At 58.8% G+C, this 16,466-nt stretch carries 8 protein-coding genes; 6 read left to right on the forward strand and 2 right to left on the reverse strand.

Annotation, left to right across the window (positions count from 1 at the left end; genetic code table 11):
• Nucleotides 1–2: 2 nt before the first annotated feature.
• Together WX88_RS05570 and WX88_RS05575 are read right to left on the reverse strand one after the other, a co-directional pair.
• On the reverse strand, nucleotides 3–1,949 hold the full coding sequence (locus WX88_RS05570) for a glycoside hydrolase 5 family protein (RefSeq protein WP_231590648.1): 1,947 nt from the start codon (nucleotides 1,947–1,949) through the stop codon (nucleotides 3–5).
• Nucleotides 1,950–2,066: 117 nt separating this feature from the next.
• Nucleotides 2,067–4,724 (reverse strand): glycoside hydrolase family 3 C-terminal domain-containing protein, encoded by a 2,658-nt coding sequence (locus WX88_RS05575; RefSeq protein ID WP_052732379.1) that lies wholly within the window; start codon nucleotides 4,722–4,724, stop codon nucleotides 2,067–2,069.
• Nucleotides 4,725–5,139: 415 nt separating this feature from the next.
• On the opposite strand from WX88_RS05575, the gene WX88_RS05580 reads away from it, so the two are divergent.
• The 6 genes from WX88_RS05580 to WX88_RS05605 all read left to right on the forward strand — a co-directional run bounded on the left by WX88_RS05580 (nucleotide 5,140) and on the right by WX88_RS05605 (nucleotide 16,455).
• Nucleotides 5,140–7,422 carry a glycoside hydrolase family 3 C-terminal domain-containing protein gene (locus WX88_RS05580; RefSeq protein WP_082115864.1) on the forward strand — a complete coding sequence of 761 codons (2,283 nt, stop codon included), beginning with the start codon at nucleotides 5,140–5,142 and terminating at the stop codon, nucleotides 7,420–7,422.
• Between the two features lie 398 nt (nucleotides 7,423–7,820).
• Complete coding sequence (gene rbsK, locus WX88_RS05585; RefSeq protein WP_046243337.1) at nucleotides 7,821–8,759, forward strand: ribokinase; 939 nt, start codon at nucleotides 7,821–7,823, stop codon at nucleotides 8,757–8,759.
• 129 nt (nucleotides 8,760–8,888) lie between these two features.
• Complete coding sequence (locus WX88_RS05590) at nucleotides 8,889–9,884, forward strand: GRP family sugar transporter (RefSeq protein ID WP_046243338.1); 996 nt, start codon at nucleotides 8,889–8,891, stop codon at nucleotides 9,882–9,884.
• A 91-nt stretch (nucleotides 9,885–9,975) separates the two neighbouring features.
• Nucleotides 9,976–11,559 (forward strand): ADP-ribosylglycohydrolase family protein, encoded by a 1,584-nt coding sequence (locus WX88_RS05595; RefSeq protein ID WP_046243339.1) that lies wholly within the window; start codon nucleotides 9,976–9,978, stop codon nucleotides 11,557–11,559.
• Nucleotides 11,560–11,803: 244 nt separating this feature from the next.
• On the forward strand, nucleotides 11,804–14,122 hold the full coding sequence (gene bglX / locus WX88_RS05600; RefSeq protein ID WP_052732380.1) for a beta-glucosidase BglX: 2,319 nt from the start codon (nucleotides 11,804–11,806) through the stop codon (nucleotides 14,120–14,122).
• 74 nt (nucleotides 14,123–14,196) lie between these two features.
• Complete coding sequence (locus tag WX88_RS05605; protein ID WP_052732381.1) at nucleotides 14,197–16,455, forward strand: GH92 family glycosyl hydrolase; 2,259 nt, start codon at nucleotides 14,197–14,199, stop codon at nucleotides 16,453–16,455.
• Nucleotides 16,456–16,466 lie beyond the last annotated feature (11 nt).

The raw sequence follows: 16,466 nt of genomic DNA on the forward strand, positions 1-16,466 counted from the left end.
ACTTATTTCTTGCGAAGGGTTAGCACCAAGGCATCGTTGGCCTTGAGCGGCAAGCTCAGGGAGGATGGTTTCGGGCCGTAAAGGCTGCCGGCGACGGCCCAGCCGTTTTTTACCTGGGCGGTGGTCGACACGTTGGTGGGGCTGTAGTTGATGAGCACGACTACTTTTTCGGTGTCGCTCACGGCGTGTTCCGTCACGCCCACGAAGGGGTTCGGTTGGGTCAGCACGCGCTCGGCGAGCAGGGGCCGGGCCAGCTCGCGGTAGAGGCTGGCGTAGGCCGGTTGGCCCGCGTCGAAGGCGCCGGTTTGGGTGGTGAGGTTTTGCTCCAGCGGGAAGGTGAGCAAGTAGATGTGGCCTTTGCCGTAGGCAGTTTTCACGAAAACTGGGTTGCCGTCCGCTTCCTTGGCCAGCACGGTGGCCTGTTTGGGGTCAATCGAGAGTTTGCGCTCGGCGTTGGTGCTGAATTTTACGTTCTTGCCCGCAAGCTTGGCGGCAAACGCCAGTTGCCCCCGCCGCTTGGCGTTGGTGGTCACATTCACCCCGAGCGGCTCGTTGAAGGTGGGCAGGTAGGCATCATCGAGCGACATGTACAGCGTTGCGCCAGCTTGCACCTTCTCCAGTAGTTTCAGCCAGTAGTCTTTGCGAAAAGGGTCAATGCCTTTTAGGGAAGGCAACAGGTAGAGCGGCGCCTCGGCCAGCTCCTGCCCAGACTTCTGAAACTTGAAGTCAAACCCCGCCTGCTTGGCCAGCACGAAGCTGGTGTAGGCCACGGCCCAGGTGTCCTGCCCTTCGGTGAGGATGCACACGGCTTCGGTTTTGCGCGGCGGCAGGGCTTTAAAGGGCAGTTGGTCGAGGAAGCCGCTGAAAGCTTTGAACTCGCCCAGCACGGGTTTGACGGTGCGGTCTTCCTTGATGAGCCCAAGCTCGCCTTCTACCGAAGCATAGTTGTAGGGCGGGTAGGCAAAGCTGAGCTGGTCGTAGGCGCACCACCAGAGCGTGCCCATGCAGTCGTGGGCCCAGTTCGAGAACAACGCCGTGCGGGCGAAGGCGGCTTTCTCTTTCTCGCCGCCCGTCATCGGGCCCATCACGCCGGTTTCTTCGGTCAGGGCCGGCTTGCCGCCGATGTCGCCGTAGAGGCGGGTTTCGGCCGCCGCGTGCAGGATGGTGCGCATGGTGTTCACGCCGTCCTGGCTGGCATACTTGGTCCAGAGCGAGTAGGGGTGGGTGGTGAGCACGTCGGTGGTCGCCGCTTGGTCCTCAATGCGCCAGGGGGCGTTGTCCTCCGCACTCAGGCTGTGCATGCCCGAGACAATGGGCCGGGTGGGGTCCGCGCTTTTAATGGCGCCAGCCAGCATCGCCGACCACACGTAGGCCTGGTGGTGATTGTCGACCTTGCCCATCACGTTGCACTCGTTGCCGAAGTCCCAGGCCAGGATGGCGGGCTGGTTTTTGAGCCGGTGCACGAACGTGGTGATGAATTTCTGCTGCCACACCAGCGCTTCCGGGTCGGTGAGGATGTTGCGGCCTTCCAGCGCGGACGGCACGTAGAGCTGCCCGCTCATCCAGCCCGTTATCAGCCCCACCACCAGCTTGATGTTGTATTTCTGGGCCAGCTTGGCAAACGCCTCGAAGTGCTGCAATTGCTCCTCGCTCATGCCATTGGCCCCCACGCCGGTGGGAGGCAGGGGCTGGCCGTTGGCCCAGCCGATGTACTTAACGCCGCCCTCGCCCGCGTACACCTTGTGAATGGGCTGGAAATCGGGCCACAGCGGAAACACCCGCATCACCTTGATGCCGTTCTCCGAGAGCTGCTGCAAATCCTTTTCTATCACCTCCGGGCGCCAGTCGCGCCACATGTGCGTGCCGGCGTGCGAGGCCCAGTAGTTGCACCCGACCGCGAAGGTGCCCGGCTGCGTCAGCAACTGCGCCCGCGCCCGCCCGCCAAGCACGAGCAAGAAACAAAGGATAAGGTAGTTTTTACACTGCGTTTTCAGAGGATTCAAACAGGGCATGTGGTCAAAGAAAAACCGGGGCGTGGTGTCGCCGGCGAAAGGGGAGGAGTGAGGTTAGAGCTTAAGCGTTTGCGCGGTGCCCGTGAGCGTAAGGGTCTGGGTAACGAACTGCCCGGCCGCTGCTTTGGTGGGCTGCCGCCCGCCCACCGAAATGGTGAAAGCATCGGGGTTGAGCACCCGTTGGCCCGCGTCGCTGATGGTGGAGAAGTCGGCCGGCGCCAGCTGGAAGGTCACGGTGCGCTGCTCGCCCGGCTTCAGGCTCACGCGCCGGAAGCCCTTGAGCGTACGCAGCTCGGGCTGGTTCTTGCTGGTGGTGTTGGCCAGGTAGAGCTGCACGATTTCATCGCCGGCTATTTTCCCCGTGTTCTTCACCACGGCGCTCACCGTCACGGGCTGGCCGATGGCGGCCGTGCCGGCCACTTTCAGGCCGGAGTAAGCAAACGAGGTGTAGCTCAGGCCGTAGCCGAACTCGTAGAGCGGTTGGCCGGTGAAGTAGCGGTAGGTGCGGCCTTTCATGTCGTAGTTGTCGAAGGCCGGTAGTTGCGTTTCCGAGGTGTAAAAGGTCATCGGCAGGCGGCCGGAGGGGTTCACGGTGCCGGTGAGCACGTCGGCCAGGGCGTTGCCGGCCTGCTGCCCGCCATACCAGGCCTCCACGATGGCCGGCAGGTGCTGATTTTCCCAGTTCACGGCCACGGCGCTGCCGTTGAGCAGCACCAGCACCACCGGCTTGCCCAGCGCCTGCACCGCTTGTATCAACTCCAGCTGGGCATCCGGCAACTTGAGCTTGGTGCGGTCGCCCTCGAAAAAGCCGTCCACCGCAAAGCCTTTCATGGCCTCGCCTTCGATGCGGGGCGAGAGGCCCATGCACATGACCACGGCGTCGGCCTTCTTACAAATTTCCAGGGCTTTCGCTTGCAGGTTTTGGTTGGGCACTTCCCACTTCAGCTTGATGACCGGCGCGGGCTTGGTGCTGGCGAAGCGCAGCTCCAGCTTATAGGTTTTGCCGGCCTCTAGCGTCACGTCTTTATAAAGCAAGTGGGCCTCGTGCTCGTCGTCGATGCGGCACAGCAGGCTGTCATTCAACCGCAGTTCGCCTTTGTCGAAACCGTAAGCGCCCAGGCTGTAGCGGCCCGACACGGGCGCCTTGAGGTAGCCCCGCCACCGGACGCTGAAATTCTGGCGGTCGAAGGTCTTGACCGGTAGGTCATTAATCCAATAGAAATCAACGTTTTTATCCACCCGGCTGAGCGCGGGCTTGCCCTCGAATTTGCTATTGGAGAAATATTCGGCGGTTAGCCCGTGAGTTTTGGCGTCGGCCGTGGTGAACAGATGCTCGGTAGGCACGAGGTCCAGCGACGGCACTTCGGCCGTGTGGCGGCTGCCTTTGGCGTAGAGAACTTTGGTGTTCGGCAGGCGGTTGCGCAGGCCGGCCAGCGGCGTCACCACCTGGGAGGGAAACCCGTGGTAGTTGGCCAGCGGCACTTCCTCGTCGTCGGCGTTCGGCCCCACCACGGCCAGGGTTTTGAGGGTTTTCGCCAGCGGAAGCGTGTTGTTCTGGTTCTTGAGCAGCACGATGGACTTCTGCGCCGTTTCTAACGCCAGCTGCACGTGCGCGGCCGATTCCACCGTCGAATAGGAAATCTTCGTGTAGGCATTTTCCTTCGGGTCGTCGAAAAAGCCGAGCTTGAAGCGGGCCGTAAACAAGCGCTTGAGGGCCACATCCAGCTCAGCCTCCGTCACCAGCTTCTGGGCTAAGGCCTTGTCGAGGGCGTTGAAGGTGCTGCCGCACTCCAAGTCCACGCCCGCCTTAATGGCCAGCGCGGCGGCCTGCTCCGGCGTGGGCACCACTTCGTGCATGCCTTTCTTGTGAAAGAACGAGACCGCCCCGCAATCGGTGACGATGAAGCCATTGAAGCCCCATTGCTGGCGCAGGACGTTGTTCAATAGGAAATTACTGCCGCAGCAAGGCTCGCCCCGAAAGCGGTTGTAGGCGCACATCACCGAGTAGGCCTTGGCGTCCTGAATGCAGGTTTTGAAGGCCGGCGTGTAGGTCTGGTACAGGTCCCGGTCGCTGACCTGGGCGTCGAAGCGGCTGCGCGTGGCCTCGGGCCCGCTGTGCACAGCGAAGTGCTTGACCGTGGCAATGGCTTTGTAGTACTTCGGGTTGTCGCCCTGAATGCCTTTGATAAACGAAGCCGCCATCTGCCCGGTGAGCAGCGGGTCTTCGCCGTAGGTTTCCATGCCCCGGCCCCAGCGCGGGTCGCGGAAGATGTTGATGTTGGGCGTCCAGAAGTTCAGGCCTTGGTAAATGCCGCGCTTGCCGGCCTGGGAAAACTGCTCGTACTTGGCCCGCGCCTCGTCGGAAATGGCGGAAGCCACGCGGCCGGCCAGGGCCGGGTCCCAGGTAGCGGCCAGGCCGATGCTTTGGGGAAAGACCGTGGCTTTGCCGGCGCGGGCCACCCCGTGCAGGCACTCGTTCCACCAGTTGTAGGCCGGCACTTGCAGGCCCGCGCTGTCGATGGCCGTGCCCGTATACATAAGCAGCTTCACCTTCTGCTTCAGCGTAAGTCGGCTCACTAAGTCGCTCACCCGCTCCTTCGTGCTGAACTGCGGGTTTAGGTACTTCGGCGGGTCCGTGGGCGGGCGGTGCGCGGACACCGTCAGGAACCCAGTGAGCAGCAGGCCCCAGAAAGTGATGCGTAAGGTTTTCATATGTTGCAGGGGAATTCTAGGGATGGACCAGGGCCAGCAGTCTGCTGCAAATATTCGCCTTGAAAGCCCCGTAAGTGAGTGACCACAAAAGTAGCGGGTGTTTTCAACTGCGCGTCAAAATTAGTTGTAATATATTCCCTAACAAGAAGCTAAATCAATTTAGCATAAATACACTATGTTCACCTTCGGCAGTTCTATAACACTGGTAAGAGGGCATGTAAAAAAAGCCCTTATGCACATCAGCTTTGTTAAACTAACGTTTCGTCAGTTAGCTTTACCGCGCCTGTCCTCCGATTGACCACTCTTCGCGCAAATAATGTCCCAGCTTCTGGCCGGCATAGCTGAGCGCGTTTTGCACCTGCGTCATCGGCTTCAGCTTCCTCGTCTACTCCTTAAATTATTGCCCTGCATCCTTATGCAATTCCCACGTTTAGCAGCCCTGTTGGGCACCACCTTTTGCTACGCGGTAACCAGTGTTGCCCAAGCCCAAACAAAGGCTACGGCATCGGCCAAAAACTCTGGTTCCACCGTTAATAAGCAAGCTGCGCTGACAACAAACGACACCAAAATCAACGCCCTCATTAAGCAGATGACGTTGGAGGAAAAAGTGAAGATGATTCACGCCAATTCGGCATTCGCGGCGGGTGGTATTCCACGACTGGGTATTCCTGAAATAGGCACCTCTGATGGCCCGCATGGTGTGCGCCCCGAGCAGGGCCGCGACTGGAAACCGGTTGATAACCCCAACAACGCGGGCACTTATCTGCCCACCAACAATACCCTCGCCTCGACCTGGAACCCAGCCCTGGGCTATGCCTATGGCACGGTGCTAGGCAGCGAGGCCAATTTCCGGGGCAAAGACATAATCCTCGGCCCTGGCATCAACATCATTCGGGCCCCACTCAATGGGCGCAATTTTGAGTACCTGAGCGAAGACCCCTACCTGATATCGCAGATGGTGGTGGGGTATATCCGTGGGGTGCAGGATCAAGGGGTTTCGGCCTGCGTGAAGCATTACGCGGCCAATAACCAGGAAACTCACCGCAGCGATGTCGACGTAAACATGAGTGAGCGAGCCCTGCGGGAAATTTATCTGCCAGGCTTTCAGGCCGCTGTGCAGCAAGGTGGCGTTTATTCGCTGATGGGCTCCTATAACAAGTTCCGAGGTCAGTATACCACCGAGAATGCCTACCTGATGAACACCATTCTCAAGGGTGAGTGGGGGTTCAAAGGTCTGGTAATAAGTGATTGGGGCTCTACGCACAACACCATGGATGCCCTGCGCAACGGTACTGACCTGGAAATGGGCACCGATTTGGCCCTGGCGTCGCAGGGCACTGCGCAAGACGGCGGGCAAATCGGCGGTGGCCCCAAGCCTATATATACCCCCGCACTTTACGAGCGGTTTTACCTAGCCTCCCCTGCTTTGGATGCGGCCCGCAAAGACCCCACGCTGGTGCCGCTGATTGACGATAAAGTGCGTCGCATTCTACGGGTGATGTACGCTACCAACATGCTGGGTGGGGCCAAGCGCCAGCCCGGCTCTCACAACACCAAAGAACACCAAGCCACCGCCCTGAAAGTAGCAGAGGAGGGCATCGTCCTGCTGAAAAACGACGGCATTCTGCCCCTGAAGAAGACGGTAAAAACTGTGGCCGTCATCGGGGCCAATGCCACGCGTGAGAATGCCGGCGGCGGCGGCAGCGCCCAGTTGAAAGGCAAGTATGAAATTACGCCCTTGCAGGGCCTCAAAAACGAGCTGGGCAATACGGCTACCATCACTTATGCGCAGGGCTACAAAATTGCCCGTGACCAAAAGGCCGACCCAGCGCTGATTGCCGAAGCCGTGGCCGCTGCCAAAGCGGCCGAGGTAGTTGTCTTTGTGGGCGGCTCTTTCCACGGCTATGATTACACTAAGTGGAGCGACAACGCCTACGATGCCGAGGACACCGATAAGCCCGACATGAACATGCCCTTTGGGCAGGATGAGCTGGTGAAAGCTGTGCTGGCGGCCAACCCCAATACGGTGGTAGTGCTGCTGGGCGGCGGTCCAATTGACGTCTCGGCTTGGGCTGGGCAAACCAAAGCCATTGTGGAAGCCTGGTACCCCGGTATGGAAGGTGGCAACGCTTTGGCCCACATCTTGTTCGGTGATGTGAACCCTTCCGGCAAGCTACCTTTTACCTTCCCCGTGAAGCTGGAAGACTCGCCTGCTCACAAGCTAGGCGAATATCCCAGCACGCCCGGCAACCCGCTGAAGGTGACCTATAAGGATGATGTATACGTGGGTTACCGCTACTTCGATACCTACAAAGTGGCTCCGCAGTTCGCTTTCGGCCACGGCCTAAGCTACACTTCCTTTAAGTATGATAAGCTGAGCGTGACGCCCGGCACCAAAAGCGCCACGGTGAAGCTCACCGTGACTAACACCGGTAAGGTAGCTGGGGCCGAAGTGGTGCAGGTATATGTCCACGATGAACAATCTTCGGTGAAGCGGCCCGAGAAGGAGTTGAAAGGCTTCCAGAAAGTCTTCCTCAAGCCCGGCGAAGCGAAAGTCGTAACGCTGACGCTAGATTCCGGCGCTTTCCAGTACTACGACGAAGCCAAAAAGGCTTGGCACCTAGAGCCGGGTAAGTTCGATGTGCTTGTGGGCAGTTCCTCACGCGACATCCGCCTGACTGGTAACGTGACACTGTAACGGGCACTTCCAGCCACAATGCCTTGCGCTACATAGTTCGTGCAGGGTACTTAACTAGCTGATTGACTGGTTGTGATGCTTTGCAAGAAAGTGTGTAGCTTGCTTTCACTCTTAACTAGTACTTCTGCCACTGACTACTACTTGGTAATCACTCACTGACTCCTTATGCCGAAGGTTGAAAACCTACAGTCATTATAGTCAAGGAGTGCAATGCTGATTTTTGAAGTGCGCGGCTGGTCACTATCAGGTGCGCTCATAATGGTGCTTACTACATCGGTGAGCCGTGTAAGGCGGTGGCTGGCTTAATGTTAGGCTAGTGCCATGATTCCCGCATAGCAGGCCGTTAGCGCCTATCCTATGCATTCGAGTTAGATAATTCCTTTCCCAACTTTTCTTCTATGAGTAGCAATATCTTAGTCATCGGCAGTACGAACACGGATATGGTCATCAAAACCAAATTGTTTCCACGGCCGGGCGAGACGGTGCTGGGGGAGCAGTTTATGATGAATCCGGGTGGAAAAGGTGCCAACCAAGCGGTAGCTGCGGCCCGGTTGGGTGGGCAAGTCACCTTTATTACCAAGCTCGGCAACGACCTGTTTGGCCAGCAGGGGCGGCAGCAGTTTCAGCAGGAAGGCCTGGTTGCCGACTACATTTTGACCGACCCCGACCATCCATCGGGTGTGGCCCTGATTACAGTAGACGCTCACGGAGAAAACAACATTGTCGTGGCTGCCGGCGCCAACGGCGCTCTCACCGCAGCGGACATTGAGCGGGCTACGCCGGCATTCGACGGCTGCGATGTGGTGCTGATGCAGCTGGAGGTGCCGTTGCCCACGGTTGTAGCGGCGGCTAGACAGGCCGCCGGTCAGGGCAAGCGCATCATCCTGAACCCGGCCCCCGCCCAGCCGCTGCCCGACGAACTGCTCCAGGGTTTGTTCCTCATCACGCCCAATGAGTCGGAGGCGGAGACGCTGACGGGCATCGCCATCACGGATGATGAATCCTTGGAGGCTGCGGCCCGCGTGTTGCTGGAAAAAGGAGTCGAAAACGTGGTTATCACGCTAGGGGCGGAGGGAGCCTACCTCTACACGTCGGCCGGTGCACAACGCCTGCCCACCGTGCGCACCCAGCCCGTGGACACCACCGCCGCCGGCGATGTCTTCAATGGCGCCTTAGCGGTGGCCCTGGCCGAAGGTGCTCCGTTGGCGGCGGCCGTGGCCTTTGCCAATCAGGCGGCAGCTATTTCCGTCACTCGCCTCGGGGCCCAGGCTTCGGCGCCCTACCGCCGGGAGTTGGCGCCTCACGCCTTGGCCTCTTCTTCGGAGAGCGGAAACTAGCCTTTAGAGGAAATAAAACAGAATCAGGGCTTCGTGTCCCTCTTGTAAAGCTAGGCGAAAGTCTTGTTTCTTTCTCTCGGAAGAAGGGAGCCAGAGGAAGACTACGCTCCACCAATCAAACCTACCGCTATGTTCATCATCGAAACCTACACTACGGCCGTTGTTTTTTGCGTGGTCACAATGCTGTGCTGGGGCTCCTGGGCCAACACCCAGAAGCTGGCCACACAACAGTGGCGCTTCGAGCTTTTCTATTGGGACTATGTGCTCGGCATCGTGCTGACCGCCTTGATATTCGGCCTCACACTGGGCAGCACGGGTACAGCTGGGCGAGGCTTTCTGGCCGACCTGGGGCAGGCAGATACGTCCGCCATCGGCCAGGCGGTGCTGGGAGGCATCATTTTCAACGCCGCCAATATTCTGCTGGTGGCCGCCATTGCTATTGCGGGCATGTCGGTGGCTTTTCCCGTGGGCATTGGCATTGCGCTGGTGTGCGGGGTAGTGGTCAACTACTTGGGCAACCCGCTGGGTAATGCCACCTTCCTGTTTTTGGGCGTGGGGCTGGTGATGGTGGCTATTCTGCTCAATGCCTTTGCCTACCGCCGGGCGGCGGCGCAGGCCCAGCAGGTATCGGGCCGGGGGCTGCTGCTGGCCGTGGTGGCGGGACTGCTCATGGGTTTCTTCTACAAGTACGTGGCAGCCTCCATGTTTCCGGATTTTACCGTGCCCGAAGCTGGTAAGCTCAGCCCGTACTCGGCTGTGTTCTGCTTTGCCGGGGGCATTCTGCTCAGCAACTTCCTGTTCAACAGCCTATTGATGAAGCGGCCCTTCAGCGGTACTCCTGTGAGCTACGCTGATTACTTCCAGGGCAGCGCCCGCAGCCACCTGATGGGCGTATTGGGCGGGGTTATCTGGTGCGTGGGCATGTCATTTAGCATCATCGCTTCGGGCAAGGCCGGCCCAGCTATTTCCTACGGCCTGGGCCAGGGAGCTACCGTGGTTGCCGCCATCTGGGGCATTGTCATTTGGAAAGAATTTAAAAACGCACCCAAAGGCACTCCCTTGATTCTGAATAGTATGCTAGCCTGCTATATTGGTGGGCTGGTGCTGATTATTGCGGCCCGCTAATTGACAGAGGCCAGTATTCCGCATTTGTCTTGCCGCAATGCTTTCAGGTGACTTCTCTTGCACTCTCGTCTCTCAAGTACAGTCTAATGTTATGAAAAACCTACTGTTATGGACTACAGGCTTGGTCTACGGCTTGGCTTGCACGGCTACCGTATCCCTGGCTCAAGCTCCGGCTAAAAAGGCCGTGGTCCCGAGGCCCACGGGCGCGGGCAAAACGCTGACAATGAGCAAATCAGCGCTGCAAAACAAAATCAAAGGTGGTTGGGCCGGCCAAACCATCGGGGTGACCTACGGCGGGCCCATGGAGTTCAAATACAACGGCACCATGATTCAGGAGTACCAGCCCATTCTGTGGTACGATGGCTACCTGAAGAAAACGATGACGGGGGACCAAGGGCTGTACGACGATATCTACATGGACCTGACGTTCGTGGAAGTCTTCGATAAAGAAGGACTTGATGCGCCCATTACCTCCTTTGCCAAGGCCTATGCCAACGCCGGCTACGCCCTCTGGCACGCCAACCAGGCTGGTCGCTACAATATCCTGCACGGTATTCAGCCGCCGCAATCGGGCCATTGGCTGAATAACCCCCATGCCGACTGCATCGACTACCAGATTGAGGCCGACTTCGCCGGGCTCATGTCGCCAGGCATGCCCAATGCCGCCTCAGCCGTCAGCGACAAAATCGGGCACATCATGAACTACGGCGACGGCTGGTATGGTGGCGTTTACATTGGGGCCCTCTATACACTGGCCTTCACTTCCGACAATATCCCCTACATCGTGGAGGAAGCGCTGAAAACCATTCCCAAACAGAGCAAATATCATCAGTGTATCAGCGACGTCATCCGCTGGCATAAGCAATATCCCAACGACTGGAAGCAGACCTGGTTTGAGGTACAGAAGAAGTGGACATCTGACCTGGGCTGCCCCGATGGCGTGTTCAAGCCCTACGACATCGACGCCACCGTCAACTCGGCCTATGTGGTCATCGGTCTGCTCTACGGCGGCGGCGACTTCACCAAAACGCTAAACATCTCGACCCGCTGCGGGCAGGATGCTGACTGCAACCCTTCGTCGGCCGGCGGCATTCTCGGCACTATTCTCGGCTACGACAAGATTCCGGCTTACTGGAAGCAAGGCCTAGCCGATGTGGAAGGCCTCGAGTTCAAATACACGACCACCTCGCTGAGTAAGGTATACGACATCGGCTTCAAGCAGGCCCTGCAAATGGTGGAGCGCAATGGCGGCAAAGTAAGCGGCGACCAAGTGACCATTAAGGTGCAGGAGCCCACGCCGGTGAAGTTTGAGGAGAGCTTCGCGGGCCATTTCCCCGTTAGCAAGATTAGCGTGAATAAGCCTCTGACTGACGAGTACACGTTTGACTTCGACGGTATTGGGTTTGTGCTGCGGGGCGAAACGGCCAAGTGGGCTGCCAAATCCGACTACGTGCTTAAGATGGAAATGACGCTTGACGGCAAGGCTCCGGAAGTAATTGAACTGCCCACGGCTTTCACCACCCGTCGGCTGGAGCTATGCTGGAAATATCAGCTGCCCAAAGGCAAGCACACCGTGCGCCTGAAGCTACTGAACCCCAGTCCGGACTATCCCTGCAACCTCGGCGAAGCATTCATCTATTCCGATAAGCCCGTGACCGAACTCGCCGTGAAATGAGGCTAGAACTTATTTCCCCCGGAAGTATTTAGTGCGAATTTTAAGTCACTGTTCCTCGGCTAATAACGCGCCCTGCATCAGGCATTTCCCTGCACCGTCACCTGTCGGTTTCGCTTGGGGAGGCGCTTGATGAAGGGCGCGTTACTAGCCGGGGAACACATATGAATAGACAATGCGGTGACTGTTTCGCATGCGTAAAATAGCAGCCCGCCCTAACAGCAGAATAATTGATTTATAACATTTTATGACCAAGTACATCTGCGCCGTCCTCTCCCTTGCTGGGGCGCTGAACCTAACGACTCCCCTTAACGCACAGCCGTTGCCGCCGCGTCCGGTGGCGCTAAGCAACGACCCGAAGATGAAGATCTTCATTGACGGGCTGCTGGCGAAGATGACGCTGGAAGAGAAAATCGGGCAGCTGAATCTGCTGGCTCTGGGCGTGGACGTAACAGGGCCTCTAGTGAGCCAGGGCGTGGAAGCGAGCATCCGCCAAGGCAAAGTCGGGGCCGTGTTCAACAGCTACACCCCCGCCACCGTGCGCCAGCTCCAGGCCCAGGCCCTCAAACACACCCGGCTGAAAATCCCCCTGTTGCTGGGCTACGACGTGATTCACGGCCACCGCACCCTCTTCCCCATGCCCCTGGGCCTGGCCGCCAGCTGGGACCTAGGTGCCATCGAGCAAAGCGCCCGCATCGCCGCCGAGGAGGCTGCCGCCGACGGCCTGCACTGGGTATATTCGCCCATGGTCGACATTGCCCGCGACCCACGCTGGGGCCGGGTGGTGGAAGGCGCCGGCGAGGACCCCTATCTGGGGTCGCGCGTGGCCGAAGCCATGGTGCGCGGCTACCAGGGTCCCACCAACGACCTGACGAAGAACAACACGGTCATGGCCTGCCTCAAGCACTTCGCGCTCTATGGCGCGGCGGAGGCTGGCCGCGACTACAACACCGTGGACATGAGCCGCCAGCGGATGTACAACGAGTACCTGCCGCCCTACAAGGCGGCGGTCGAGGCCGGCGTGGGCTCGATCATGTCTTCCTTCAACGACATCAACGGCCGCCCGGCTACGGCTAACCGCTGGCTGCTCACCGACCTGCTACGGGGCGAATGGGGCTTCCAAGGCTTCGTGGCCACCGACTATAACGCTATCAGCGAGTTGATGGACCATGGCCTGGGCAACGAGCAGCAAGTTTCCCCCCTGGCGCTGAAGGCGGGCGTAGACATGGATATGGTCAGTGAGCTATTTATCAAACACCTGGCCGAGGACCTGAAAAGCGGCCGGGTAACGCAAGCCGAGGTTGACCAGGCGTGTCGGCGGGTGCTGGAGGGCAAGTATCGTCTGGGCCTGTTTCAGGACCCTTACCGCGGCCTCTCCGAGAAACGGGCCAAACAAACCCTGATGAAGCCCGCCTTCCTGGATGCGTCCCGCGACGTGGCCCGGCGCAGCTTCGTATTGCTGAAAAACGATAAGCAAACCCTGCCTTTGAAAAAGTCGGGCACCATTGCCCTGATTGGCCCGCTGGCCCAAAGCCAGCGTGACCTGATTGGCAGCTGGAAAGCGGCTGGGGAATGGAAACAGGCCGTCTCGCTGGCGCAGGGCTTGCGCAACGTGGCGGGCGCGGGCGTGAAAATCACCTACGCCAAAGGCGCCAATCTCACTGACGACCGCCGCCTGTTCGACCAACTCAACTCTAGTGGCGGCGAGCTGGTCTTTGATGCGCGGCCGGCTGAGGAACTGATTCGCGAAGCCGTGCAGGTAGCCCAGCAGGCCGACGTCATCGTGGCCGCCGTGGGCGAGGCCGCCGGCATGACCGGGGAGGCCGCCAGCCGATCCGACCTGAACCTGCCGGGCCAGCAGCGGGCCCTGCTGGAGGCGCTGAAAAAGACCGGCAAGCCGTTGGTACTCGTGCTCATGAACGGCCGCCCGCTGACCCTAAGCTGGGAGGACCAAAATGCCGACGCCATCCTCGAAACGTGGTTTGCCGGCAGCCAGGGGGGCAACGCCATCGCCGACGTGTTGTTTGGGGCCTATAACCCGGCTGGCAAGCTGCCGATGACCTTCCCGCGGGTGCTGGGGCAGGTGCCGATTTACTACAACCACAAAAATACCGGCCGGCCGGCCACGGGCGGGCCAGACGACAAGTATAAGTCTAGTTACCTGGACGTGCCTAATGCCCCGCTCTATCCGTTCGGATATGGGCTGAGCTACACCAGCTTTGAATACGGTAAACCCGCGCTGAGCACCACGACGCTCAAGGCGGGCCAAGCACTGGACGTGACGGTGAACGTGCGCAACACAGGCAATTATGATGGCGAGGAAGTGGCCCAGCTTTACATCCGCGACCTGTTGGGCTCCAGCTCCCGACCGGTGCAGGAACTCAAGCGCTTCCAGAAGGTGCTGCTGAAAAAGGGGGAAAGTAAGCAGCTCACCTTCCGTCTGACCCCCGACGACTTGAAGTTTTACAACGAGGAGTTGCAGTTCGTGGCCGAGCCGGGTGCCTTCCACGTCTTCGTCGGCGGTAACTCCCGCGACGTGCAGCAGGCTGCTTTTACATTAGAATAAACCGCACGAAATAGAGCTGCGCACTTAGCGGCGGCTCACATCATTCAGTACTAAATCATACACTTACGCTAACCATGGACCGAAAACTCACCGCTCAGCCGCTTTTCATTAGCAGCTTGCTCGTAGTGCTGTTACTGGGGTTGGGCAGTCGGGCACTGGCTCAGACACCGTCCGGCAGTACTCCTCTCAAAATAGGTAAAGTCCGCCAGTTAGCCGATTATGTAGACCCGCGCATTGGGGTAATGGACACCAAGGCAGGAGCATCGAACTGCGTGATTGGCCCGCAATTGCCGTTCGGCTCAATCAACCCCAGCCCCCAAACCAAGGACGGTGACCAAGACGGCTACTCGCCTAAGCAGCCTATCCGCGGTTTCGGGCAGCTGCACGTTAGCGGCACGGGTTGGGGCAAGTACGGGCAGGTGTTCCTCTCGCCCCAGCTGGGCGTGGCAGTCGGTGAGGATGCCCATGATTCGCCCAAGGAAAACGAACGGGCGCGGGCCTATGAATACTCGGTCAAGCTCAGCCGCTATGGCATCACTACATCGGTAACGCCGGCCCGGCACGCGGCTATCTACAAGTTCGTGTTTCCGCAGTCCGATGAGGCCAGTATCCTGCTTGACATCACGCACACCCTCACCCGCGACATCGTGCCCTTCGTAGGCGGCGACGTGCTGGGGGGCAAAGTGACATTCACCAGTTCCAGCCGCGACGAAATTCAGGGTTACGGCACCTACCGGGGCGGTTTCGGAGAAGGCAACTACAACGTGTACTTCTGCGCCCGCGTGGCCAAAAAGCCAACTGCAATTGGTACCTGGCTCAACGGCGAACTGCACCCCGATCAAACCACCGATTCCTTGCGCAAAGCCAACGATAGAGTGGGAGGCTTCTTCAAATTCAAGACCAAGTCTAACGAAGCTGTATACTTGAAGGTAGCTGTATCGCTGAAAAGCACCGAACAGGCTGTGCGTTGGCTCGATACCGAAATTCCCGGCTGGGATTACCAGAAAGTGTTAACTCAAGCCCAGACTATCTGGAATCAGCAGTTAAGCAAAGTGCAGGTCGTTAACGGTGCCGAGCAGAATAAGCGCCTGTTTTACACCGCCCTCTACCATGCCCACCTGATGCCCCGCGACCGGACCAACGACCTGCCCGGCTACGGCAAAGACGTGCCCATGTGGGACGACCACTTCGCCGTGTGGGACACCTGGCGCACGCTCTATCCGTTGCAGGTGCTGCTGAACCCCAGTATGGTAGCTGGCACCATTAACTCCTTCAGCGCCCGCCTGCAAAAAAACGGCAAGCTCAAGGACGCCTTCATCGCCGGCAACGATATGCAGGCCGAGCAAGGTGGCAACAACCTCGACAATATCATTGCCGATGCCTACATCAAGAAGGTGCCCGGCGTGGACTGGAATAAGGCGTATGAGGTGTTGAAATTCAATGCCGACAAAGAGCGGCAAGGCAGCGCGGCCTGGCGCAAAGACGAACCGCTGCTGGGCAACTACAAAAAGCAGGGTTGGATTCCGTTCGGGCCTATGGCTGGCAGTATGACGCTGGAGTACGCTTACAATGATTTCTGCGCCGCGCAGGTAGCCCAGGGCTTGGGTAAAACCGACGACGCTCGCCGCTATCTGGCCCGTAGCAAGAAGTGGGTAAACCTGTGGAATCCCAAGGCCGAAAGCGACGGCTTCACTGGCTTCATCGTGCCCAAAACGCAAGACAAAGAGTTTCTACTAATCGACCTGAAGCAGCGGCAGGGCTCCTGGAAACAGTTTTTCTATGAAGCCAATTCCTGGACGTATTCCTGGTTCGTGCCTCACCAGATTGACACACTCGTGACCCTGAACGGCGGCTCGGCCGCCTTCGCCAAGAAGCTGCAGCACGCCTTCGAGCACGACCTGATTCAGTACGAAAACGAGCCAGCTTTTCTGGCCCCGCATCTGTTCCACCACGTGGGGCGCTCCGACCTAAGTAGCTACTACGTGCGCAAGCTCATGCGCGAGGGCTTCAACGAGCAGGAGGGTATGCCTGGCAACGACGACAGCGGGGCCATGAGCTCCTGGTTCGCCTTCTCGGCCCTAGGTTTCTTCCCCAACGCGGGTCAGAATTACTACTACCTCACCGGCCCGATTTTCGAGGACGTGACCCTGAAGTTGAGCAACGGCAAAAACCTACGCATCCTAGCTAAAAACGCGGGACCAGATAACATCTATGTGCAGTCGGTGAAGCTGGCCGGGCAGCCCGTTAAAGGCTTTTCCATCACCCACGACGAAATCATGCGCGGCGGCACCTTGGAGTTTCAAATGGGACCCAAGGCCCCGACGGTACAATAAACGCGCCTTCC

This window comes from Hymenobacter terrenus (genome assembly GCF_000972495.1).
Taxonomy (GTDB): Bacteria; Bacteroidota; Bacteroidia; order Cytophagales; family Hymenobacteraceae; genus Hymenobacter; species Hymenobacter terrenus.

What these genes read in the sequence shown, in the direction of transcription:
- WX88_RS05605 (WP_052732381.1), top strand. Translation starts at nt 14,197, where the DNA reads ATGGACCGAAAACTCACCGCTCAGCCGCTTTTCATTAGCAGCTTGCTC.
- WX88_RS05590 (WP_046243338.1), top strand. Translation starts at nt 8,889, where the DNA reads ATGTTCATCATCGAAACCTACACTACGGCCGTTGTTTTTTGCGTGGTC.
- WX88_RS05595 (WP_046243339.1), top strand. Translation starts at nt 9,976, where the DNA reads ATGAAAAACCTACTGTTATGGACTACAGGCTTGGTCTACGGCTTGGCT.
- WX88_RS05575 (WP_052732379.1), bottom strand. Translation starts at nt 4,724, where the DNA reads ATGAAAACCTTACGCATCACTTTCTGGGGCCTGCTGCTCACTGGGTTC.
- bglX (WP_052732380.1), top strand. Translation starts at nt 11,804, where the DNA reads ATGACCAAGTACATCTGCGCCGTCCTCTCCCTTGCTGGGGCGCTGAAC.
- WX88_RS05580 (WP_082115864.1), top strand. Translation starts at nt 5,140, where the DNA reads ATGCAATTCCCACGTTTAGCAGCCCTGTTGGGCACCACCTTTTGCTAC.
- rbsK (WP_046243337.1), top strand. Translation starts at nt 7,821, where the DNA reads ATGAGTAGCAATATCTTAGTCATCGGCAGTACGAACACGGATATGGTC.